The 25,249-nt window shown below is 33.8% G+C and carries 20 protein-coding genes; 2 read left to right on the top strand and 18 right to left on the bottom strand.

Features of this window, described 5'->3' with window-relative positions:
- Window positions 1-3 precede the first annotated feature (3 nt).
- From ACCQ42_RS09410 to ACCQ42_RS09365, 10 genes are all read right to left on the bottom strand, one after another.
- On the bottom strand, window positions 4-489 hold the full coding sequence (locus tag ACCQ42_RS09410) for an FUSC family protein (RefSeq protein ID WP_106461451.1): 486 nt from the start codon (window positions 487-489) through the stop codon (window positions 4-6).
- Window positions 480-1,274, bottom strand: a complete 795-nt coding sequence (locus ACCQ42_RS09405) for a nucleoside hydrolase (RefSeq protein WP_410036002.1) — start codon at window positions 1,272-1,274, stop codon at window positions 480-482. Before ACCQ42_RS09405 ends, ACCQ42_RS09410 begins: the two co-directional genes overlap by 10 nt.
- A 61-nt stretch (window positions 1,275-1,335) precedes the next feature.
- Entirely contained in the window at window positions 1,336-2,982 is a 1,647-nt protein-coding gene (locus ACCQ42_RS09400; protein ID WP_410036001.1) for a hypothetical protein, read from the bottom strand.
- Window positions 2,963-3,697: an ABC transporter ATP-binding protein gene (locus ACCQ42_RS09395; protein ID WP_265212764.1), complete on the bottom strand. Its 735-nt coding sequence runs from the start codon at window positions 3,695-3,697 to the stop codon at window positions 2,963-2,965. The genes ACCQ42_RS09400 and ACCQ42_RS09395 overlap by 20 nt, the downstream gene beginning before the upstream one ends.
- Window positions 3,698-3,828: 131 nt before the next feature.
- Window positions 3,829-4,869, bottom strand: coding sequence for a sigma-70 family RNA polymerase sigma factor (locus tag ACCQ42_RS09390; RefSeq protein WP_399525091.1), 1,041 nt, complete (start codon window positions 4,867-4,869; stop codon window positions 3,829-3,831).
- 7 nt (window positions 4,870-4,876) lie between these two features.
- Entirely contained in the window at window positions 4,877-5,416 is a 540-nt protein-coding gene (locus ACCQ42_RS09385; RefSeq protein WP_410036000.1) for an NYN domain-containing protein, read from the bottom strand.
- The gene (rlmB, locus tag ACCQ42_RS09380; RefSeq protein ID WP_106461446.1) at window positions 5,403-6,107 is read right to left on the bottom strand and encodes a 23S rRNA (guanosine(2251)-2'-O)-methyltransferase RlmB; all 705 of its coding nucleotides are present in this window, start codon (window positions 6,105-6,107) and stop codon (window positions 5,403-5,405) included. The genes ACCQ42_RS09385 and rlmB overlap by 14 nt, the downstream gene beginning before the upstream one ends.
- Window positions 6,107-7,525, bottom strand: coding sequence for a cysteine--tRNA ligase (gene cysS, locus ACCQ42_RS09375; RefSeq protein ID WP_410035999.1), 1,419 nt, complete (start codon window positions 7,523-7,525; stop codon window positions 6,107-6,109). Before cysS ends, rlmB begins: the two co-directional genes overlap by 1 nt.
- On the bottom strand, window positions 7,525-9,006 hold the full coding sequence (gene gltX / locus ACCQ42_RS09370; protein WP_265238701.1) for a glutamate--tRNA ligase: 1,482 nt from the start codon (window positions 9,004-9,006) through the stop codon (window positions 7,525-7,527). The genes cysS and gltX overlap by 1 nt, the downstream gene beginning before the upstream one ends.
- Before the next feature lie 259 nt (window positions 9,007-9,265).
- Window positions 9,266-10,477, bottom strand: a complete 1,212-nt coding sequence (locus tag ACCQ42_RS09365; protein WP_410035998.1) for a Fic family protein — start codon at window positions 10,475-10,477, stop codon at window positions 9,266-9,268.
- Between the two features lie 960 nt (window positions 10,478-11,437).
- On the opposite strand from ACCQ42_RS09365, the gene ACCQ42_RS09360 reads away from it, so the two are divergent.
- The gene (locus ACCQ42_RS09360; protein WP_410035997.1) at window positions 11,438-12,550 is read left to right on the top strand and encodes an Abi family protein; all 1,113 of its coding nucleotides are present in this window, start codon (window positions 11,438-11,440) and stop codon (window positions 12,548-12,550) included.
- 886 nt (window positions 12,551-13,436) lie between these two features.
- On the opposite strand, the gene ACCQ42_RS09355 is transcribed toward ACCQ42_RS09360, so the two are convergent.
- From ACCQ42_RS09355 to ACCQ42_RS09330, 6 genes are all read right to left on the bottom strand, one after another.
- Window positions 13,437-14,546, bottom strand: coding sequence for an HIRAN domain-containing protein (locus tag ACCQ42_RS09355; RefSeq protein WP_410035995.1), 1,110 nt, complete (start codon window positions 14,544-14,546; stop codon window positions 13,437-13,439).
- A gap of 1,198 nt (window positions 14,547-15,744) precedes the next feature.
- A complete protein-coding gene (locus ACCQ42_RS09350) occupies window positions 15,745-17,466 on the bottom strand; it encodes a DUF2326 domain-containing protein (RefSeq protein WP_410035994.1) in 1,722 nt (573 codons plus the stop codon).
- Complete coding sequence (locus ACCQ42_RS09345) at window positions 17,457-17,684, bottom strand: ABC-three component system middle component 6 (RefSeq protein ID WP_037328424.1); 228 nt, start codon at window positions 17,682-17,684, stop codon at window positions 17,457-17,459. Before ACCQ42_RS09345 ends, ACCQ42_RS09350 begins: the two co-directional genes overlap by 10 nt.
- Window positions 17,668-18,645 (bottom strand): ABC-three component system protein, encoded by a 978-nt coding sequence (locus ACCQ42_RS09340; protein ID WP_410035993.1) that lies wholly within the window; start codon window positions 18,643-18,645, stop codon window positions 17,668-17,670. The genes ACCQ42_RS09345 and ACCQ42_RS09340 overlap by 17 nt, the downstream gene beginning before the upstream one ends.
- A 24-nt stretch (window positions 18,646-18,669) precedes the next feature.
- The gene (locus tag ACCQ42_RS09335; protein ID WP_410035992.1) at window positions 18,670-18,876 is read right to left on the bottom strand and encodes a helix-turn-helix domain-containing protein; all 207 of its coding nucleotides are present in this window, start codon (window positions 18,874-18,876) and stop codon (window positions 18,670-18,672) included.
- A 223-nt stretch (window positions 18,877-19,099) separates the two neighbouring features.
- On the bottom strand, window positions 19,100-20,041 hold the full coding sequence (locus tag ACCQ42_RS09330; protein ID WP_410035991.1) for a hypothetical protein: 942 nt from the start codon (window positions 20,039-20,041) through the stop codon (window positions 19,100-19,102).
- 273 nt (window positions 20,042-20,314) lie between these two features.
- Between ACCQ42_RS09330 and ACCQ42_RS09325 the strand changes: the two genes are divergently transcribed.
- The gene (locus ACCQ42_RS09325) at window positions 20,315-21,490 is read left to right on the top strand and encodes an IS110 family RNA-guided transposase (protein WP_410035990.1); all 1,176 of its coding nucleotides are present in this window, start codon (window positions 20,315-20,317) and stop codon (window positions 21,488-21,490) included.
- A 506-nt stretch (window positions 21,491-21,996) separates the two neighbouring features.
- Here ACCQ42_RS09325 and ACCQ42_RS09320 read toward each other — a convergent pair.
- Window positions 21,997-24,147, bottom strand: a complete 2,151-nt coding sequence (locus ACCQ42_RS09320; RefSeq protein ID WP_410035989.1) for an isopeptide-forming domain-containing fimbrial protein — start codon at window positions 24,145-24,147, stop codon at window positions 21,997-21,999.
- A gap of 447 nt (window positions 24,148-24,594) precedes the next feature.
- The gene (locus tag ACCQ42_RS09315; RefSeq protein WP_410035988.1) at window positions 24,595-24,816 is read right to left on the bottom strand and encodes a hypothetical protein; all 222 of its coding nucleotides are present in this window, start codon (window positions 24,814-24,816) and stop codon (window positions 24,595-24,597) included.
- Window positions 24,817-25,249 lie beyond the last annotated feature (433 nt).

Raw genomic sequence — 25,249 nt, 5'->3', positions numbered from 1 at the left:
AAATTACGATTCTTTAATCTTAAAATCTATATAATTTACGAAAAATGCCACGAGAACCCCGATTAAGGTGTCGATTATCCTGTTGATGGCGAAATTAAAAGGCACTAGGTCGCCTGCGTGGTTGATGGTAACTGACAAAAATACAATGCCAGCTATAGATACGGCATCTTTTTTATTTATATTTGCCATGACCCATATTACCACTGTCACAAGGATTGCCGTTATAATCAGCCTTAAAAGATCAGGAATTGACCCAGCTGGGAAAATCAAGAGATAGAAAAGGCCCACAAAGCCTCCAAAGATTGTCCCTATTATCCTTCCTAGCCCCTTGTGATAGGTTTGGTGGACATTTTGCTGCATGCAAATTATTGCTGCAATTGCCGAATAAAAGGCAAGGCCCTCGCCAGGCCTAAAATGGGATATGATCATGGAAATAAGGACTGCTATACCCGTTTTTCTAATCCTTGGCCCTGGCATCCTTAATTGCATAGGACTCCTCTTAGGTAGTCATAAAAGCTTTCTTCGTTCACCTTATTTACCAGATAGGCCTTTGGTCTTTGTGATGAATGGTCGATAGTCTTTTCATCAAAATTAACCTTAAGACCTGCCGCATCAAAGATAAAGGCTTCTGGCCTTTGGGATAGGTAGAGAAGGAGGGCTCCAGCAAGGGCTTCTTTATCATAATTTTCCAAAATTCTTGCTAAATTTGGGTCGGAGTTTTTGATTTTTTCCAAATCTTCATCATCAAGGGTGAATTTTTTTGCAAATTTCTCATCTATGGCAAATATTTCTATGCCTGATCCTAAGATAAAATCAAGGTCTTCAAGGTCTTCCTTATCCATTTTCTTGGCATCTGGCAAGATTAAAAATATGTGGTCGATAAAATCTATCAGGTCATCAAATTCTCTTAGACCCTTGGCAATGTTTCCTAAGTCCCCACTTGCGATTATATCTAATCTTCCGCAGTCGCTTGCTATGTCGTAGAGGTTTTCAAAAGCATCCATATCTTCCAGATAATCACCTTTTGCCTTAAAAACCTCCTCATCAAGGACTGATTCCTTATCATTGAAATTTTTTGCAACACTTAAAAATAAATCTTCCTTATTAATAAGGCCCAAAATATTTTCACCAGCTGCCCTACTTGACATATAAGACCTATTTGCTGAAAGTCCCACAAGCTCAAAATCATAAGAGTCTAGGGCCATTTTTATAAAAAGCCCATCGGCTGGGCTAAAGTTTGTATCTATATAAATAAAGGGTTTTTGATATTCCATAATTCTTCCTTTCTGCTTACTTACTATACTAAAAAACCCGACTTTTTAAAGTCGGGAAATTTTATACGTCCATAAATCCTTTCTTGTATTTTTTAAGACAAGCCATATAGATTAGGCCTACTATTAGGCTTAATGCAATGAATATTATGACAGATGGTATAATCATTGACCCAGTAAGCTCTTTTATTAGGAAAAATCCTCCAACAAGAAGGCCAAGTACTAATAGAGATCCCAGGTAGAAAATTATTGACTTAACAGGATTTGACTGTTGGATTTCTTGAGGCTTCTTCCACTTGGTATTGACCACAAAGGTCCCAAAGTAAAGGCTAATCATAGTCGCAAAGGCTCCTCCTATGCTTAGGCCTAGGAAGAATAAAAGGCTATTAAGGATGCCCAAATCTAAAATCAATCCGTAGGCTATGGTAAGGACTACATTAAAGGCACAAGCAACTGCAAGGCTAGAAGAAAACCTAGCCAAAAGATGGCTCTTTGGGTCTATTGGTAGGGTTTGGATTAAATAAAAGCTCTTGCCCTCCCTAGAAAGGGAAGTGGTCGCTGGATTGCCATTAGTCCAAATCATAAGGCTTACGCCAAAGGCTACCACAAAAGATATAAGACCTGCCATGGAGCTTTGCATCATAGCTGGGTCCACCTCCTCTAGTATATTCTTTCCTGTGGTAAAGCCCAAAATAGATAAGATTATTACCATGGAAATAGGACTTGACAAGAAGACTATATTTGAAAATAAGGTCTTAATATCCTTTAGGAAAATATCCTTAAATTGGCTAGCAGATTGGATTTCAACATCCTTGCTCTTTACCTTCTTTTTCTTATCCATGTCAATATGATCATCAAAGACCGCATCAAAATAATATTTATCTCCAAGCTTGTAAACTAGGAAAAGTATACAAGCTGCAAGGACTAAAATTAAAAGGCTAAAGCCCAGTCTTTGAAGGATTGGCCCAGCAAGTGCCATGCCAAAAATCTTAGCATTAAAGAAGACATTTGACACATTTCCAAGCATTGATGTGACATTATCTACATCTATATTAAATTTCGGTCCACTAGATGATGATGAGAAGGAGAAATAATAAATCACTCCCATGACTCCAAACATCAAAAGATAACCCAAGGTCTTAAAAAGCTTGGCATGCCTATTGACATTGGTAAATTTCTTAATCAGTAAAATCATCAGGCAAATAAGCCCATAAGGTATGGCAATCATTGGAAGGAGGGTGATAAGGCCCAAAATCAAAGTCATTGGGTCAAAACCAGCCTCACCAAAATATATATATAGGCCAATGGCAAAAAATAGGAAAAAGTCAAAAAATGAGCTTATCCCACCAATAACCTTGCCCAAGAAAAGCTCGCCCTGGCTTAGGGGTAGGGTTTGGTAATTAGAAATATCTGCCTTGATGAAATACTTTGAGAGGATATCAGGCACATAAAATATGAAGATCATCATGGTGATGGCCATGGCAAAATTTACAAAATACATGTAATTTTGACCAGATCTCACATAAATCATGGCGGATGCCTTAAAGACCCCTATAAATATGGCTCCCAAAAATACATAGGTCCAGATAAATAGGATTATTCTCATCAAGTAGTTTTTAGGCATATTTGCGACTTGCTTTGATGGCCTGTAGGGGAAGAAACTTTCCCTTAAAGCATAGGCTGCTATAGTTTTAATATTCTTGCTTTTCATCTGTAAGCTCCAAGAAAATTGATTCAAGAGACCCGTCGTTGTTGGCTATATGCTTAATCTCATCAAGAGTTCCGATAGCGATAAGCTTGCCCTTAGAAATAATGCCAATCCTATCGCAAAGCTCCTGGGCCACTTCCATGACGTGGGTTGAAAACATGACACACTTGCCAGCTGCCGCCCTTTCCCTAAGGATCTTCTTAAGATTAAAGGCAGACTTAGCATCAAGGCCGACCATTGGCTCGTCAAGAATTAAAACCTGTGGGTCATGGATAAGGGCACCGATTATGGCAAGCCTTTGGGCCATACCATGAGAATAGGTAGAAATAGGGTCCTTCATGGCTTCTCTTATATCAAAATAATCCAAATAAGAATCAAGCCTTTCCTTCCTAGTTTCAGTATCCACCCCATAGATATCTGCTATGAAATTTATATATTCATTTCCTGAATAATTTTCGAATAATTCTGGATTGTCAGGCACATAGGAAAACTGGCTCTTGTAGGCTATAGGGTCATCCTCGATACGGAGGCCATTTATAAAAATCTCCCCCTTAGTCTTAGAATTTATCCCTACAATAGACTTGATGGTAGTAGACTTACCAGCCCCATTAGGACCAAGAAATCCAAAGATTTCACCATCTTTCGCCTCAAAGGAGATGTCATCCACCGCCTTTTTTCCTATCTTGTATTCCTTAGTAAAATTTTCAACTTTAATCATAAAAATCCTTTCTAATCTCTAAGAATCGTTTTTATCATTTTACCTCAATACATCAAAAATATACAATAATTATAAAAAATTTATTTAAAAAATACCCCTAGGATCTAAAATCCTAAGAGTATTGTAATTTTTTATCCAACCAAATCAGAATAATCTTTTAGCTTGCCTAGGGCTTGGTTTTCTATTTGACGGATTCTCTCTCTGGAGAGGTCGTAAATAGAACCTATTTGCTCTAGGGTTTTTGGTTTTTCGTTGTCTAGGCCATACCTGTAGATTATGATTTGCTTTTCCCTATCTGTTAGTTGATCTAGGGCTTGCATTAGGAAATTTTCCATGTCTTTTTCTAAGATTAGCATATCTACTGGGGTCGATTCATCTCCTACCATATCCATTAGCTCATCTCCTGTGGAGTCTTCGCTATCTAGGTTGATATTTAGGGAGGTGGAGTTGACTTGGTTTCTATTTATTAAAAAGAGGTCATCGGCTTGTTTTTTGTTGATGCCTTCGTTTTCTAATATCCTGTAGAGTTCCTCATCGCTTGCCTCTGGGTTGGCCTTTAAGATTTGTTTAAGCTTATTTAGCTTTAAGTATTTGCCTGCTGGGATCCTGATGGTGTGGCCTTCTTTATTTATGGCCTTTCTGATGGCCTTATCTATCCACTTGTAGGCATAGGTTGTAAATTTGTAGCCTAGGCTTAGGTCAAATTTCTCCGCTGCCCTTATCATGCCGAGCATACCTGATTGGACGAGGTCTTCTAGGTCTAGGTCATTGCCGTGGGACCTAAAGAAATAGGACGCACGACTCCTTACTAGGCCCTGGTTTTTTTCGACTAGGGCTGCTAGGGCGTTTTGGTTGCCAAGTTGGAATTGCTCTACTATCTCTTCGTTGTTTAAGTCTGATAGCTTCATCATATCCTTGCGCTTGATTGGGGCAAGGGAGGTGTTGACTCCTTTTTTGGCTGATCCTATTAGGTCATCATCGTCATCATCATCGTCAAAATCTTCGTCATCTTCTGCGATTATTTCTAGGATTTCTTCTTTTTGGTCTTCTGTTAGAGATTCTATGACTTTTAGCAAGTCTTCATCGGTCATATCCGGATTGTCCAGATAATCTTTAAGCTTTTCTAAAGTTTCCTTATCTTCTAAATTTATTTTATCCATATTATCACCCATTTTGAATTTATTTATCTTTATCCTCATCTTCTAGCTTGATTTTAAGCTGGTCAAGTTTGGCTGCAAGAGATTTTGATATAGGATAAGACCTGTAGTTGTGACTGAAATTTGCCTTTTGGCTTTTTTTAATCTTTCTCCTTAAGCCTAAGAGGTCTCCCCTTAGCTCTAGGGCTGTCATCCTGCTTGCTCCCTTGCCTAGGGCCATATTTTGCACTGCCCCATCATCTGTTACGACCTTGACATTGTGGCGACGGCCTACTCTTTCAAGCTCTGCTTCGATATAGGTATCTGCCGTTTGAAACCTCTTTGTATAGACAATTTTCATCTTATATTTTGTTTCTATGGTTTCTTTAAGTCTGTCAAGATTATAGGCATCAAAGACTATTACCATCTCTTCCGCCCTCAAAACGCTATATTCAGCCATTTCTTCTATGAGCATATCCCTTGCGGCTGCAAGGTTTGTTTTTGATAAGTCCTTTAAGTCCGGCCATTTGTTTATGACGTTGTAGCCATCAACATAGGTTATGTTTTTTTTAGTCAAAGCCATTTTGTCTTAGGACCTCATACATGGCTATGGCTGAGGCAACAGATGCGTTAAAGCTATTTACAAAACCCTTCATCGGTATATTAATTAGTATATCACATTTCTCTCTTACAAGTCTAGAGATACCCTTACCTTCGTTACCTACTACTAGGGCAATTTTGCCCTTAAGGTCGGTTTTATCTATCTCTTGGCTTCCTTCGCCTGCTAGGCCATAGACCCAAAATCCCTCTTTTTGGATTTCTTCTATGGTTCGAGAAATATTTTTTACTCTAATTATGTTGATGTTATTTATTGCTCCAGCACTTGTCTTATAGACTATTGGACTTACCTCAGCTGACCTTCTTTCAGGTATTATTACCCCATCAAAGCCAAAGGCTTCGGCACTTCTTACTATGGCTCCTAGGTTATGAGGATCTTCTATTTGATCTAGGATTATTAGCCTCTTGTAAGTATCGATGTCAGCTAGGTCCTTGTATTTAAAACTTTCCACATCAAGGGCGACCCCTTGGTGGTTCATATCTATTTTATCAAAAAAACTCTTATCTACAAAATCTATTTCAATATTTTTTGCCCTTAGCTTTTTTATAAGCTTGTCAATTATCTTGGAATTTTGCCTTAGGATGTAGGCCCTATAGATTTCAATATCTGAATCTAGGGTGTCTAGGACTGGTTTTCTGCCATATATTCTATCCATTAGCTTATCTCCCACTTGACCCCATCACGGGTATCTTTTAGGCTTATGCCCATTTCTAAAAGCTCATCCCTGATGGCATCTGCCTTTACAAAGTCCTTGGCCTTTTTGGCAGCAGCTCTTTCTTCAATTTTTGCTAAGATAAAGTCTTCGTCTATATCTAGGCTCTTTTTCTTGGCCACAAGGCCTAGGACATCGTAGAGACTGTCATAAAGAGCCTTAGTTTTTTCTATAAAGGCCTTTGAAGAAGCAGAGCTTATATTTGTATTTATAAATTTGGCTAGGTCAAATAAAACTGTAATGGCATCCGCTGTATTTAGGTCATCTTCCATGACTCTTATAAAGTTAGCCTCTGCCGCATCTAGATTTGCTAGAAGTTTTTCTTCATTCTCATCCATAGGCCTATCGCTTGCCCTTGCTAGGTCTTCTTCAAGCTTGAAGGCTGCGTTATTTAGCCTATTTAGGGAATTTTGAGCTTGTTCAATTATTTCCCTAGTAAAATTAATTGGCTGCCTATATGATGTGGTCAAAAGCCAAAATCTGATGGTCATTAGGTCGTATTCCTTCTTGATATCATCAAGAGTAAAGAAATTGCCTAAAGACTTACTCATCTTTGTCCCATTGACCTGGATCATGCCGTTGTGCATCCAATAATTGGCAAATTTGACTTCGTTTAGGGCTTCAGATTGGGCTATTTCATTTTCGTGGTGAGGAAATTCCAAATCTTCCCCACCTGCGTGTATATCAATGGTTTCGCCCAAGAATTTCTTATTCATGGTTGAACACTCTATGTGCCAACCAGGCCTGCCAGCTCCCCAAGGAGAATCCCAAGCCACTTCGCCCTCAATTTTTGTCTTTTTCCAAAGGGTGAAGTCTGCCGGGTTTTTCTTGCGGCCTACATCATCATTATCAAGCCTATTGCTGGCCCCGTGCATGAGGTCGTCAAGATTTCTTCTTGATAATTTACCATAATCAGCTTTTTTGCTTACATCAAAGTAAACATCCCCATCTGAAACGTAGGCCACACCTTTCTTAACAAGGCCATCTATGAAGGCGATTATATCATCCATCACCTCGGTTGCCCTTGGGTGGATGGTGTCTTCTTCATCTAAGTTTAGGTCCTTGGCATCTGCCATATATTGGCCTATATAGCGGTCTGTGACCTCTTTTGTAGTGATGCCTTCCTCAATTGATTTTTTGATTATCTTGTCATCGACATCGGTGAAGTTTACCACATATTTTACATCATAACCCCTAAATTTTGCAAAACGTCTGAAGGTATCAAAAACAACTAGGGGTCTAGCATTGCCTATGTGCATAAAATCATAGACTGTAGGTCCGCAGACATACATCTTGATTTTGCCTTCTTCGATTGGTTTAAATACTTCTTTTTTTCTACTAAGAGTATTATAAATTTTCATTAAAAATTATCCCTTACAAATTCTAGCCTTTCCTTAACTAGGTCCTTGCCCATGATTAGGAAGGCATTTGATAGGTCTGGACCGTGGACTGAACCTGTTACAGCTGCCCTTACTGGGAACCATAGGTTCTTGCCCTTGATGCCTGTTTCCTTTTGGATAGTCTTCATGATTGATTTAGCAAAGTCTGGATCAATTTCCTTAACTTCTGCAAGATGGTCTAAGAATGCCTTAAATAGGATTCTGGCATCATCTGTAGAAATAGCCTCTTTTGCATCATCATCATAGTCGATATCGGCACTCTTTATATAGTAGTTTTTAACAAGTTCAGCTGCATCAGAGAACTTATCAATAGCTGATTGCCAAGTTTCTGCAAGTAAAACTAATTTGTCATGGTCATAAGACTCATCAATTAGACCAGCCTTAATTAGGTAAGGCTTGATATCTTCTGCAAGCTCTTCTGGGCTTAATTCTCTGACATAGTGGCCATTGACCCAGTCAAGTTTCTTCTTATCAAAGACAGCACCAGTCTTATTTACCCTATCAAAGTCAAATTGCTTAGCTAATTGATCAAGAGTAAAGATTTCTTCTTCACTATCAGGTGACCAACCAAGTAATGATAGGAAGTTGATAAGACCTTCTGGTGTGTAGCCTTCTTCGATAAAGTCCTCAACCATGCCATCGCCATTTCTCTTAGAATATTTCTTGTGGTCCTTATTTAAAACTGTAGGTAGGTGGATATATTCTGGAGCCTCCCAACCAAAAGCCTCGTATAAATAAACATGCTTTGGTGTAGAAGAAATCCACTCATCACCACGAACAACATGGGTAATGCCCATCAAATGGTCATCCACAACTACAGCAAAGTGATAAGTTGGGAAACCATCTCTCTTAATAAGAACTTGGTCATCTTGGTCATCAGTATTAAAGGTAATCTTGCCCTTAATTCTGTCATTAAAGGAAATATCATAGTCCTTTGGTAATTTTAGTCTAACAGTGTGCTCTTCCCCATTAGCAACCCTTTGTTTGGCTTCTTCAAGAGGAATAGAACGGCAAAGACCATCGTATTTTGGTGTAAGTCCATCAGCTCTCATTTGATCACGAACCTTATCCACTCTTTCTTGAGAGCAGAAGCAATAATAAGCCTTGCCTTCATCGATTAATTGGTCGATATATTTGTCATAAATGCCAGCCTTAACCCTTTCAGATTGGATATATGGACCAAAGTCACCCTTTTCGGTAACATTTCCATTTTCATCAAGCATAACACCTTCATCAATCTCAACACCAGACCATTTAAGGGCCTTAAGAAGATTTTCAAGGGCACCTTCCACAAAACGTGTCCTATCAGTATCCTCAATTCTTAAAATCATCTTTCCGCCAGTGTGTCTAGCATATAGGTAGTTAAAAAGGGCTGTCCTAAGACCACCAATGTGTAGATATCCTGTTGGAGAAGGTGCAAATCTAACTCTAACGTCACTCATCATAATCTCCTTTATAATTTTTCTTTAAATCAATTCTTACTTCTATTATAATATAAAACTTAAAATTAATAAATAAGTAAACAAAGGGAAGCAACTCCCACTTCCCTTCAATACCTTAACTTATCTAATTATATCATTTTTTCACAACTAAAGCAAGCATTAATGGGCTATCAAGAAAATTTTCATCAAAGTAGCTCTTTAATTTTCTTACATCCTAATTAAAATTATCCTTTAAAAAAGACGAGCAAAAAGCTCGCCCCTATAATATATCATTCTCAATATAAGAAACCAAACTATCAGATAAGCTATAAACAATCGGCCTAAGCTTATTCTTTTTAATAAAACCCTCACTCTCAAGCGAATCCAAACATCTAATATTTTGAGAAATATTGCCATATCCAATAGCTTTAAGTCCATCTAGCAAATAATTCCTGCTAAGGCCCTCCCCAAGAGCAAAAATATAATCCTGCATAAGAACAAACAAAATATTTATCATCTCTTCTTTTCCAGCAAACTCATCTTCAAGCCAATCCAAAGCCTTATCAAGTTTAGCAATATTTAAACTCAACAAATCTCTCATATCTTCTTGAGCCTTGATTATAATCTTAATAAACTCATCCACAAAATAATTAAGCTCTCCCCTATTAAATTTCTCACTAGTTTGCCTAAAAGACTTATAATAATCAGACTTCTTAATAAAAGCTCCCCTAGAAAGTGCAAGAGAAGTTATAAAAGAATAAGAATGTCTAATATACATACTCGAAACAAACCTACCGACCCTACCATTTCCATCATAAAAAGGATGCATATACTCAAATAAATAATGCCCAATAGCCACTCTAAGCAAAATATGCAGATCCTTATCATTAATAAAGCCAATCCATCTTTCCATAAAAGGATTCAATAAATCAGCATCAAGCCCCCTATGGATGTATGACCCATCAAAAGACTTATTAGACCTAATAAAAACATCTCCTTGCCTAAACAAATCAGAATCAGGCAAAGAATTCCTAGCAAGCTCATCACCCACCACCTTATCATAAATAATCCTTATATCCTCAAGGCTATCGACCTTATCATTAGAGCTTAAAGCAGAATAAGACTTTATAATAGAAGAAAACCTCAGATCAGCATCCTTATTAGTCTCAAGCTCCTTCTTAGTAAAAAGCAAATCCTCTTTAGTAGACCTAACCCCCTCAATCTCATTGCTAGAATGGATCTCCTCAACAATAATATCATCCAAAAAAGAAAACTTAGCTACATCAGGAAGAGACCTAAACAGCTCATCAAGCCTAACATCCAAAACCCTCACCCTGTCCATAAGATTAATAGTGTAGGAATTAAATACAAAATATAAAGGAAAATCCTTCACAAAGAAATCAAGCTTCAAACTAGCTTCAAAATTAACCCTATCCTCATAAGACTGCTTATAATCCTCATTTTTATAATATTTTTTAAAAATATAGTCCATAACAACCACCTTAAATTAAAATCACCCCATATTTTTGATTTATTATACCTCACAACCTTATATAATCCTACAAATTAAATGATTTTTGTTTTTATAAAAGTGATTAGAAAAAAAAATCCAAACAATAATGGAAAAAGACGAGCCAAACAGCTCGTCCTTATTGGTCAAAACCATGAAAATTCTAGAATAAAATGTATTTGCTTAGATATATATTTTTGAAAATCACAAAAATTTTCCGGAAATATCCTCCAAATACAAAATAGACAATCCCCATATGGCTAAATGAGAAAAGCCATCACTTTATGAAATAACCAAATAGCAATATAAATCTCTATCTTCGATGATAACTAGCACTAAAAAAAGACGAGTGATATTCTTAAATTTTCCGGTCATTCCACAAAATATCTAGAAGTCATGGTCAATGATAACATACTTTTAGGCAAAATATATTCAACATCAAACATTGAACAATTTCTTATAAGAACCACATAATATATGCCATATATAATAAAGCAATTAAATCCTTCAACCTAGCCAATCAAAAATTAAACCCACAGGCTCATGTCTATGCTTGTCCAAAATTACAAAGTAATTTGTTGGTAAGCTAAATTTGCCCTAGCAGCCTAGAACGACCAAATCAAGGCATATTTACGTGGCTCGTGTAGGACCTCATGGTTCTCTCTGTAAAGGGTTCTGTATCTACATCGGCATCAGCTATCTTTCTAGAAAAAATATATAACACATATTCCGCCAATTTTATAAAATAAAGCTTACAACAATTAAATAGAATCCTATTAATTATAATAATAAACTAGATTGTGCTGAAAGTCATTAATAAATCAAAAAACTTTAAGATAAGATAAAAATCAAAGTCCTATTCATTTTAAATTTCCAAGTTATACTAATCCTATTACATATCCATAAACATATGTTATAATTAAAATAATATAAGGAGAAAATATGAGTATAAAAATTTATCAATCAAACGATGAAATCATAAAAAAATTACAAGATCGAGGTTTGAAATTTGATGAAAACAATCTATCAGAGGCATTAAAGAAATATAACTACTTTAACCTCATTAATGGTATTGAAAATATCCTACTATCTAATAACAAACCTAAAGAATTCAAAAATGTAAATTTTGATGACTTTTTAAATATATATCTATTTGATAAAAAACTAAGCATATCAATTTTAGAACTCATTTATTCAGTCGAAGAAAAATTAAAAACTTCAATATCAAATCATGTATCAGGTCAATATTGCTCAACACTAGAAAATACCATGCAGTATACTAACAAAAATAACTTTATGGATCCTAAAGAATATAATCCAAGCTCAGATACATATTGTAGGTATTCAAAAAACTACCCATTTACAAGTTATCAATATAAAAAATATTATAATGACTTTGAAAATTTCATATTATTTAAACCATATTATCTAACAAACCTAATAAATCAAAATGACTTCATAGATAAATCATTTTATACAGACAAAGCATACATAGCTCCAAGTAATGTAGCAATCTATAGAGACTTTAATGGGATTATTGATCTAAATGTAGCTGTTCCGATATGGATTGCGATACTCACACTTACATTTGGTCAAACAATAAGATTTACCCACTATCTAAAAGATGAAGTAATGGAAAAAGTAATGGCAGACTTTGATCTAGAACTCTCTAAAAGAAACCAATTCCTAAATATGCTAGATTTTATACTGCTTTTAAGAAACTCCTGTGCTCACAACAGACTAATCTCTAGATTCGAAACAAATAAAAACACTTATATAAACTCATTATTAATAAGAACATTCAAATTAAATCCCCAAAATAAATCCAGAGAAAAATCATCAATACTATCACTTAAAGACGTACTAAAAATTTTAAATTTCTTCATAGATATAAGTAAATTAAAACAAATATTTAATACTATATTAACTTCAAATATAAAAAATATGGGAAAGACAAAAGCTTCAGAAATTAATAATCATCTACTACATCAAATGGGGTTCAAAAGTTATGAAGAACTAAAATCAATACTCCAAGGCGCAAAATATACTCTATAACTATAATAAAAAGTAAAGTTTTACAATAAACAGGTCTTTTAAGACATAAATAAGAAAAATATTGACATAAAACAGAAAAAACATATAATAGAAATATATAAAAAGCTCCTAAGAGCATTAAGCGATGGAGGCATTGCTTTCGATAAAAAACCTGGTCTAGGCCAGGTTTTTTTGGTTGTATAGAGCTTATCCTAAATTCCCACCATCTTGCTGGAAGAGACAGCCCGTCGGATAATGAAGACCAATCCCGCCGGATCATGAAAGGTCCGTGCGTGAAGCCCTATCCCAATTTGGCGGAGACAAATTGATTGTTGAATAAAATTTACCCAGCGTCCTAGTGTGTGAAAAGTAGACCGAAGGGCAAACCCATCGGCTCTAGGAAACATAAATCTCTATCGTTCCGTGTATAAGATGGTTCGGTAATTCCACGGTCAATACCTCTATAAAAACCACCTCAAAATCAAAAAAAGGAAGTTCACGCTCCCTTACATATTTAAGCCCACTACATATTATATTTGACAATTCCCCATGCCAACGTTGCTGTCTATTATTAACCTGACATTGGTACTATAAAAACGACTTAAATAAACTCTCTTCTAATAAGTTTCACCTCATTTCACTCAACTTTTCTCCTTTTTCTTAACTCTTCATGAAAAACTCAGTTTTTACACATCTTAACCAATTTTTTAAAAACTTACTCAACACTACCAACTACTCCTATAAAAAAATAGGGAGCGACCTAAATCACTCCCTAAATGGTTTTTCACAGTATCCTCTAAAGTGGACATGGGTTTTCAGTCACCATGCCGACCAAATGGTATAAGTTTAGAGTCTTTATACCGACTTTCTATAATATCATTCTACTTAGAATAACCTATTTTCAAACTTAAACACACTCAATAGACAGCTTAAAAGAATACGTGGTGGAAGCACTTTTTACTTTACACTCATATTCATCAAAATATTTGTATCTACCTCCATAAAACTTGAGTCTGTATTCTAACTTCTCATTTTTATCTAAAAGTCTCTTCACTTTATCTATATCTTCCCTTGGAATATAACCAATATGTCCCATTTCTTCATGTATAATAGCTATTGCGTTCTCATCATAAGGGTTATCGGGTTCTTTGACCAATCTAATAGTGTCAAATTCTTCCAATTCATATTTATAATATTTTTTCCTAAATCCATATCCGCTTTCTTCTTCAATTTCTTTATTGGATACATAATTATAATCATATTTATCAAATAAATTTATATCATGATGTTCCTTCACATACTCTCTTATCAACTTTTGCCTATTCTCACCATAAGGGTTTGTATACTTAACCCCTGCTACATATGTGTAAACAGACTTATCTTTATTATCATACTTATCCTCATTTAATTTTTTATGATAATCATCTTTAATCAAGCTTAGATATTCATAAAGAGCTTCTTCTTTCAATTCATTTCGTTTTTCATCAGTCAATATGTTCATATCTTCAACCTGATTTTCAAGCGAATTAATCTTATCCTCATAACGACTTTTTACTTGTTCAATATAAAGTTCTTTCTCTTTCTCTAAAGCCCTAATCTTTTCACCATGAATAGAATTAATTTCTTTAATCTTATTATTTAATTTTATATTTTCTAATCTTAGACCATCAATTATTTCAAGATTAATATCATTTTCTTTGTTCATTTCTAAATCTATATTATCAAAGATATCACCTTTAATCTTCGAAAATAAATCAATATCTATATCAGATTTTTGACCCGCATTCACTAACTGAGTTTCATCATTCTTAGTATTCTCTATATTTTCTAGAAGCTTATAAGCTCTATTTTTCTTAAAAATAGGATAATATATCCCCAAAAGACATAGAGATATAAGAATAAAAGTAAATAAATTCATTTCTAATATTAAAATAGCAAGCAAAAAAACTGTATTAAAAGAAACACCAATAATAGATAGAATCTTCAAAATAACATTATCTTTCTTAAAATAATCCATAATAATTCCTAATATATAAAATCCAGCTATTAAAACAATCAACTAAGTAAAATGATTATAACAAATTTAATAACCAACCTTTACCCACAATAACAATCATATATTCATAAACATTATACCATATCAAAACTACATAATGAAAACAACAATGCCTCAAAAACAGTTTCAACCAATAATAAACATGATAAACCACGTTACTTACTAACACTATTGGAGAAATAAATGCTGGTAGGCAAAATTTCCCATACTGCAGAGGGGTGCGGTAGCTGAGATCATACCTTCGGCTCATGGTATGGACTAAAAGTTCTCTCTATAGATGGAAAACTCCATACATCAATAACACTTAGAGCCCAACACTCCCTTCTCGAACGTACGTGAGGGCAAGCCCGTCTAGCTCGTGGAAGACCTCATAGGCATGTCTATAAATGGTTCTGTATCTACATCGGCATTAGGTAAATAACAACACCTACCCTTGCTTCGAGCAGGGTCGAGAAGCCTAAAAGTACTGTATGAAGTCAAAAATGAACTAAGAGCAACAATCCCTAATAATCAAAAAAGGAAATAGAGTAATTTATGAACTATTAACAACTTAGGCACTAGATACCAATTTTCGAATGTATGCGAGGAGACTAGGCCGTCGCCTCATCGAGACCCCGTCCGTCTCTAAGAGGACCTCATAGCACAAGTTAATAAAGGGTTCTGTATCTACACCGGCATTAGCTATCTTCCTGCAAAAATTATATAATTTAATCCCCCAGATGATTATTAAATCATGATTCATACACACATCTATTTGTAAAGATTATTATTATCAATGGATGTGGACTGAATATGTTTTTTTATATAAGTTTTTATTATAAGTTGAATCGTATTAAGATTTGAGGATATATTAAAAGAGACTCGGTTAGGAGTCTCTCTTTGATGTCTTATTGTACGTACTGACCAATAAGGTTTTTATTTAATTAATTAATTAATTGTTCTTAATTAAGCTGTAGCTTGGGTTCTTTTGTATGGAGCAAGCCCCCGCGGCTCGTGGAGCGGCCTCCAAGGAGTGGTAGAGCGAAGCGAGAGAGCACCGCCCATGAAGCAAGCCTGTCGGCTCTTGGAGACTAGCCTGTCGGCATGTGAGACTTTTCGTGGAGGTTCCTCTAATGATTTGGGACGATTTATTCATTCTGCAACAGCCCCTTTTATACAATTATTCAATTCTAAACAATTTATCCTCTTGTGATAACTCTACAACAACATTTGCTTTATTCAATAGAGCGTCTGGCAGCTTATCTTTCAATATTGAAATTACTAATTGAATATCTTTTTTCATAACAAAATTCGCAACTTTCGACAATTGATTATCATGCATCAATTCTTTTTTGTCATTTAATAAAAAATGCAAACAGGATATTCCTTCTTCATCTGCAAACATTATATACGCCAAGTCAAAACATAGGATTTCTCCTTGTTTTTTGCCTGAACTCATATTTGAGTTGAACGTACTAAATTTATATACCGGCTTATTTGTCTTTTTATTATTAACAATCTCATATGACAGAGCATATTTTTCTCCATATAGTTCATATGATACAGAAGAAAAATATTTATTAAATTTCTTTATTTGTTTTTTAAGTTTTTTTTGAAAATCAGGAGAATATAAATATTCATCAATATTTTCAAGTTCATTCTCTGTTTCTTTGATAACTGAATCAACCTCGTTTATTTGTGAAATTGTATTCTCATATTCACCTTTTAATCTATATTTTTCATTTATTTCAGAAATAATATTTTCTAAATCATTAAAAGAATCACTTTTGGAAATTTTTAGTGACAATTCCTTTTCATCACTTAATAAGACTTTTAAGGTTCTCTTTTCTTTTTCAATTCTATCGCTTAAAGCTGGTAACTCTTTTGTTATAAATGAAATTTTTTCGACTATCATTTCATTATGATATGCAACTAAGTCTTCAAATGTTTTATGCAAATTAGGGATATATTCTTTTGACTCACTATACAACAATCTTAATTGCTCTAAATCAATTGAAGATTTATCTTTTTCCATCTCGTTTTTGGCTTCAACGATCATATCCCTTCTTATTTCTAGTTTAGTGATAAGTGAACTTATTCTATTTATTTTATATTTTATTTCATTTAGTCTATTTAAATCTTCTTCAAAATTTTCATTTATATTCAATAATGATTTTTTGTTATTTAACTCAATTATTTCATCGTCAATGATAGCCAATGCTACCTCATATGAGTTCTTATTCTGTTTTTTTTCAATTCTTTCTTTATATGCATTCTCCTGCTTTATCTTATTAGTGAGTGCTTGCTTTTTCGCTCCACTATCAAATCCACAACCTAAAAGATATAAATATAGAGTTTCGTATTCAACATCAGTAGTAAAAGAATTTAATGTTTTTAATGTCTTATTAATACTATTATCCTTGTATCTAATATTATGAGATATTATTTGCTTAAAAGATGGTTTTTCGTTTTTATGTTCCGGAAATATTTTTGCTAATAGTTCATTTTCAAAATCCTTTTTCAATATTGATTTACCATTTATTTTCCTTATAGCATTTTTCCCCGATAAAAAATTACGCTCAATAACTAATCGTTCTTTTTTTTGTATATTAAATCCATTTGTTAGGGTTAAAGTTACTAAGACTTCCTGATTTATCAAAAAATTTTTAACCTCTTCATACACTTTATTTTTATTTTCTTCGTCCGTGTAAATATCTTTACCTTCTCCTCCTAGACAAAAATAAATTAATTTTAAAACTGTTGTTTTACCAACATTATTCCCTGTTGATTTTAAGTCATCTGTTAACGGAGTGTTATCAATTATTAAATTCATACCTGTATGAAAATTCAGTTCTCGAATTGTTTCATTTTTAGTAGAAATTTTCATTTTTTCTATAAACATTTTTTTACTACCCCCTTCTCGCTTATTTGAGCTGATTGTATTAAATACAACCAGTCTAAACTCAAAACGAACACGGAAAATGACATGTCATTTGATTTTTTTACATTATGATATAATTCTAAAAGCTTTTGTTCAGGTTCTTTTTCAAGCTCTGTTAAAATAACAGAACCATTATAATAAATACTAAGTTCAGGATGAATATTATCCGGTAATAACATGATTATATCCCTCAGGATTCTTAAATATCTTACATCTAATAAAAGCATCTACAACCAGTATATCCGTACACATTTGTAATTCCTCCATCGGCATTTCTATATAATTACTACTTTCAATTATGACTTTCATAACACAATTAATTATTTCATAAAAAATATCCGTAGGAGTATTCTTTAATCTATTTAATTCTATATACTGTCTTCTAATTTCTTGTAACACAGAGAAGCTTTTATTTTTACCTTCTTTATCAAACTCGCTGTATATTTCATCAAGTCTGTGATAAAAGATTTTATAATCATCAATTATATCTTTAGCATCTTCTAAATCATTAAATGAAATTTTATCCTCTATGGCAAAAGAGTTTATTTCTGGTGAGGCTGCATTAACATCAAGTGTTTCTGCTGCTAAAATATTAATAACTTTAGCTAAATTTGACTCAATTTTAACGCAATCAACATCCTTTCCTAATTCATCTTTTATAAAATCATATACTTGTCTTTGCTTAGAAACTCTTTGGTTAAAAATCTTTTTAAGGAGTAACCCAACATCCCATATATCTTGTTTTGGATCAAATTTCATATTATATGGATTTTTAAAAGTAGTGTTTTTTAGATAAGTAGATGCACTCTTTGAAATAGACATAAACTTGTAACTATAATATTTATATTCAGTATATATTTCTTTATTTAGAGAATTTTCGATTTTTGCTTTTGTACAAGTTGAAGAAACTTGCACAACAACTTTATTTTTATTATCTATTAAATCTATTCCGTCTATATTTTGATATGAGAAATTCAAATTTTCTAATTCTAAATCAAAAATGATATTACACAAATAGGCGAAAAAATTCTCCGAATGGATATTAAGTTCCAAAAGATTTAGTCTACTTCTAACTTCTACTCTATATGCTAGAGTATTTAATTTTTCTTCTATGTAATTAAAATAATTTGACCTATTCACTTAATACCATCCCCTTCTTACTATTTATTCTTTGAATAATAAATATGGCTCTATATCCAAAGCATCTGCTATTTTTTGTACATTATCTAAGGCAATGCTTCTTTTTTTACACTCTAATGCACTTATATATGTTCTATGCAAGCCAGATTTTTCCGCAAAAGCTTCTTGTGATAAACCCATTTTATTTCGATATTTTTTAACATTTTTAGCAAAAACTTCTATAATATCCATTATACAGTACCTCTATTACTTTTTGATATTTTACCATCATTGAATACAATTAGTCAACATACAATAAGTAACATATCCTAGGTCAGCAATAAAATTTCCAAACTATCTCAACTTTTTCTTTATCATAAATATATATCTTGTCTATAATTTCATTGATCCATTCAATAACTACTCTCTTTTTAAAATTCATACTAATTTACTCCACCTTGTAATTCGTACTATATTAATTAGCTTTATACAAAATATCAAATAAATTATTATCCTCACCTAAATCTTCTACCTCATTATATGCAAACGTAGTTAGTATAAATTCTTTCTTATCAAGAGTATCTACAAAGTATTTATATTTTGTAAATTTTATTACATTTAATCCATCGGTCTCCTTTTTTTCACCATCAATAGAAGCTGGCATAAAAATTGCCCTGCCCCCATCAAGATTAGATATCAAAACATCAAAAGTCTTGTCTTCTCTGATAGAGTTTTTAACTACTGGGTAAGTATTTACATCCTTAGGCTTAGTATAACCTGGTAATATTAAGTATATAATAAACGAAGCAATTAAGCTAGCTATAATCAAGGTAGTCGAATAATAATCCCTAAAATCATCTAGATTCAGACGAGAAGTTCTTATATATTTCTTATCCTTAAACTTAATCGTCAATGTAAAAAATGTTATAATGCACAATAATAAAGGAACTCCCTTATAGATATCGTTGGTAATTGTGTTATAATTTATAGGATACTTATCATAAAAAAAGCTCTCTAAATCAAGACTAATCAAAAATATAAACACTCCAATTCCATTCATAAGAGCACATAAAACAATATCAAGATCATCTAGCTTCACATTCTTACACTTAAAAAAACATATAATACTAGGCAAACAATATGCTAAAAAAATTATAAAGGTTAATGTTTTACTGATAAGCCCTAAATTACTATTTTTATCATAAGATAATGCCCTATGAAACCCATAATAATCGGCATAGGCCAAAGCCCATTCATTTTTCCTATACATTTCAATAACAGAAATTAAACCACCAGTAAGTGCAAATACAACCGTTAAAAACTTAAGTAGATCACTTGTTTTTTCAAAAAGACTTTTTCCAACATTAATATTATAAGTCGATTTTTTTAGATAAGCCCTGTCTGATCCCCATCTCATAACCTACCTCCTCGTATATTGGAGATGTAGTAAAAACACTACATTTTATTCTCAATCCCATTTTCTTATGGGATAATAATTGTATAGATAGAGGTCGTAGTTCACCTCCTTGAAGCTTGTCTTCCCGTGAAAGGGTTACGCCTCTACTTTACGTCCTTATCAGTATGAGCTGGATAGCACATTTTGTTGCTGTATGTCTAACGAGGTTTGATTGTCGTAAAGTTCCTGAGGGGTCTTTCTCTATCTAAATTTATATTAGAGTTAGGTGATTTTATGTTTTATGTAGGTATTGATATTGCTAAGAATAACCATGAAGCTTCTATTATTGATTCTAATGGAAAGCTTGTTACTGGTTCTTTTTCCTTTTCTAATTCTGTTAGAGGTTTAGAAAAGTTTAAGAGAATTATTTCTTCTTTTTCTCTTTCATCTAACAATTGTATTATTGGTATGGAAGCTACAGGTCATTATTGGGTAAGTCTTTATTCTTTCTTAATTGATTTAGGATTTACTTGCATTGCTATCAATCCTATTCAATCAGATGCCTTTAGAAAAATGTATATTAGAAAAACCAAGAATGATTCGGTTGATTCCTTTATCATAGCTCAAATTTTAAGGTTTGGTGAGTTTTCAGTTTCTCATTTTTCTGATGAGGATACTTTTGCTTTAAGAAATCTTTCTAGATACAGGTTTGCTCTTGTTGATGAAGTTAGTGATTGGAAAAGAAAGCTTGTTGCTATATTAGATCAGGTATTTCCAGAATATTCTTCACTTTTTTCTAATATTTATGGTGTTACTTCTAAAGAGCTTTTGAGTAAGTATCCTTTACCTGAGGATATTCTTTCTATTTCTCCTAATGAACTTGCTGAACTTTTATCAAAATGTAGCAAAGGTCGTTTTGGTATTGATAAAGCAAAAGAAATTCAAGATAAGGCTTCTAATTCGTTTGGTATTAAGTTTGCTTTAAAATCTTTTTCTTTTCAAATTAAACAAATTATTAATCAAATTTCTTTCCTAGAAGATCAAATATTAGATATTGAAGAAGAAATTTCTTCTATGCTAAATTATTTATGTCCCGTTATTACAACTATCACAGGAATAGGCGATATATTAGGCGCTTCTATATTTTCAGAAATTGGTGATATCTCACGTTTTGAAAAAGCTAGCCAATTAGTTGCCTATGCAGGCTTAGATGTTGTAGTTAAACAATCAGGAAATTTCAATGCTACTGACACTAAAATATCTAAACGTGGTTCTCCTTATCTTAGACGTGCTATTTGGATTGCTGCTAATGTTGCAGCATTTAAAGATCCTGCCTTATCCTTGTATTATCAAAAACTCAGACAAAGAGGAAAGGCTCATGGTACAGCTATTGGTGCAATTGCTAGAAAGCTAACAAACATAATATTTGCCGTTTTAAGGGATAACAAAGCTTATATCCCTAATATTTAGTTATCATAATTCATAATTTCTAAGCCTAAATTTTAGGCTTATTTGACGTGCCGTAAATTACAAGATTAATTATTTTTTGATTTTTTCTTGACATTTGATAGCTGGTCTTCTTCTGCAGTCAATCTATACTCATTAGTAATAATAGTCTAGCTTAGTTTTCAACTAATCAATCTTAAAATTAACCTTATCAAAATGAAAATCAAAATATTGCATATTTACCTCTTATAAACGCTCTTAAATATATAAATTAAATATTAAAACCCATAAATTCCAATACCAATTCTCATTATCAACTGGTCACACGATAATCTAATTTTTACTTTATCTTATTTATATTTACTATGTTAATATTTACACTGTATATAACGTATACGTTAAAACAACTCACTAGTATTTTGATAAAGTGCGTAGGTACAAAGTAAAGGGGCGGGAGGCCCCTTGTGGCTTTGTGTTTTTCTTATTGTACGTACTGACCAATAAGGTTTTTATTTTTTCTTAATTCTTAATTAAGCTGTTGCTTGGCTTCTTCTGTAAGCTATGAAAGCTCCGCCCATGATTGCAAGACCTGCTGCGATGAATACTAGTGAACCAATACCACCTGTTTGTGGGATTGTTACTTTCTTGTTGTTAATTCTCATAGCGTCTGTGCCTTGTGCTTTATCAACTACTTTATCTGTTCCTTCGTATACAACGCCATTTGCATCTTTGTCATAAGAATCTTTATCTATTGTGAATGGGAATTCATTATTTGTTGGAGTTCCGTAGCCTGCTGGTGCAGCGGTTTCTACTAATGTGTAACCTTCACCATAAGCAAGACCATAAACTTCTACTTGTCCTTTATCATTAGATGTGAACTCGGTAGCATTTGTTTCTTCAACCCATTCGTAAGAAATGTTTGCTGCAGCATAAGCTGTATCTCTTTTTTCTCTTAAGGCTTTAATAGAAGCTGCACTCATGCCTTCTGGATAAGTGATTTTGCCATCATTATCTTGAGTTAATTTTGCAACTGCATCTTTATATTCTTTGTCTGCTGCTTTGTAGTCAGCTATAGCTTTTTGAATATCTTTTGCATTTTTTTCTTTTAAGAATTTAACTTCATCGCCAACAGTTCTTTTAACTTTGAATTTAGCACCTGCTAGTCTTGTGCCGTCAGTTTGATCAGCTTTTACAAATTTTCTACCACCTGTTACTACTTTTGGTTCTGATGGGTTAAGTGGATTAGGATTAGTGCTATCTTTAGTATTCTTAATTACTGTAACACCATTTTCAAATGATACATATTCTGGTTCATATCCAGATACTTGTTCAACAACTCTATATGTTTTATTGTTGTCTAGTCCAGTAAATGTGTGTTTGAATTTTTCATCACTTGTTGCTTCGTATGAATCAACATCTTTCCATTCATCACCTTCTTTTACTTGAAGAGTAAATAATGCCTTTACAGTTCTATCAGCTTCTGTTACTTCTTTTCCATCAACTGCCCATGATTTTTCTACTTTGATTTCACCATTATTTGGTTGACCTTCTTTTGGTTCAGATTTATTACCAGGTTTGTTTCCGTAATCAAATGCTACATCGTTGGCATCTTCTTTTCCTGGAACAGCTTTAGCTGTAATTGTTGCAGTATATTTTAGAGTAACTTTTTGAGCTGCAGTTTTTGCTGCTTCTTCTACTTTTGTAAGTCCGGCTTCTGTAAACTTAAGAGTGAAACCTCTGTCAGTATTAATAACTGTGTAGTGTGTACCTTTTGTTAGAGTTTCAGTACCAAGTGTTACAGCTAAGTCTTTGTTATATTTTAGACCTTCTGTCATTTGGTCTGTCCATACTAATTTTTTATATTTAGCATCTTTTGGAATTTCAGTTACAACTTTGTAAGGAACTTTATCTCCAAGTTGTTTCTTAGCAGTACCCTTTTCTCTTTGGTCTTTATCTTGTTCGTTTGTACCTAATTTTATTTCTACATCTTTTGAAGTATCAGTAAATTCAGTGTTTTTAATTCCTGTTGCTTCACCATTATTCTCGCTGTCAAAGTTCTTATCAATTTTTGGTAGATCTTGAACGTTCTTTGGATATACGTGAGCTTCTACTACGTCATTTAATGGAAGGTTGATTACAACCGGAACAGCTAAAGTACCTGTAAGTGTTTCACCTTTTTCACCAACATATTTTGACAAACTATGAATTTCATAAATATGATATTCACCAGCTGGTAATTTTGAAGTATCAAATTCTTTACCTTCTTTGCCTGTTAATCCTGCTAAAGCATTTGTTGGAATTGTTTTTCCTTCTGGTAATTTTCCATCTTCAGTTAATTGAATTTCAGGATTCACTACTCTACCATCAGTATCAATAACTTTTCTGTCTTTGTCAGTCCAAACAAAATATACGTCTTTAATTTCTTTAGCTTTGTTAACATTTGTAGCTAAATCTAATTTTTGACCAGTATATTTGTTATCTCCAGTTAAAGCTTCAATTTGTGCTTTAATATCTGCTGCAGTAGTTGTTTTATCTGCTGGAATAAGCTTATGAACTGTAACCTTAGTTGTAGTTTGCTTAAGTTCAGTATCGCCTGCTGCACTAGCACTTGTGAATGGTGCGGCTATTATTCCGAATACCATTGCGAATGCTGTTAATAATGACAAAATTTTTCTTTTCATATCATTCTCCTTTTTTATTTTTTGTCAGTGTCGCTGTGTTCTGCAATTCCGTACTGCTTGACACTCCTATAGAGGTCCTCTAAGGGCCATACGGGCTTGTTCTCGCTTCGCTGCGAGTGCTCCGCACGGGTCCTCTCCGAGCCGGACGGGCTTGCTTAGGCTAGCGGCTTGCCTTTCGTGCTGGTGGGCCAGCTGCTTATAGGGGCTTTGGTTTATGTACCTTTTAGCCTTCTATAAATGGGGACGGGTTGTCTATTTTTTGTGGCGTATTGCCGGTTGCTTTCTTTTGGGGTTTTATCCTTTTTTGAAAGCATTTCCCTTTTTTCTATTATACCATAGTTTCGGGAATTTTGACATATTTTCTTGCTTTTTGGGCAAGTGTCTTCTTCGCCCAGTAGATGCGGCGATTTGTTTTATATAATCATAGGCTTTTTGTGGGCCTAATAATTATTGATTTTGTGGGCTTTGTCGCCCATTTTTCCATTTTTGATATTTATGGATTGTTGTTTTTGGGTTGTTCCAATTTTGAATATTTGTGGATTGTTGTTCTTGGGTTTTTATCCGATTTTGAATATTTGTGGATTGTTGCCCTTGGGTTTTTTCCAATTTTAATATTTGTGGATTGGTGTTCTTGGTTTGTTGTTGACTACAAGCTACCCCGTTAGGCATCTCCACTTCGGTCGATGCAAGGGGTGCTGGTCGAAGCAAGGGTAAGCGTATTTAGCTAATGCCGATGTAGTTACAGAACCCTTTATTCAATGAACCATGAGATTTCTCGCAAAGCTCGAAATGGGAAGGGTGCGGGAAGCTTTTTATAAGCTTCCTTTTTTCCCTTTTTAGAATATTCATGGATTGTTGCCCTTAGTTTGTTGTTGACTTCTTGCTACCCTGTTAGGCATCTCCACGTTGGTCGATGCAAGGGAAACGTATTTAGCTAATGCCGATGTAGTTACAGAACCCTTTATACACAGAACCATGAGGTCCTCCACGAGCCGGACGGGCTTGCCCTCACATACGTTCGAAAAGGAAAGGAGTGTGGGAAGCTTTTTAGAAGCTTCCTTCTTTGCCCCCTTTTCTCGAGCTTGTCGAGAGATCTATTAGG

This window comes from Anaerococcus kampingae (assembly GCF_046365475.1).
Lineage (GTDB): Bacteria > Bacillota > Clostridia > Tissierellales > Peptoniphilaceae > Anaerococcus > Anaerococcus kampingae.
The sequence above is the reverse complement of the archived record's forward strand: the minus strand, read 5'-3'. Positions and strand labels throughout refer to the sequence as shown.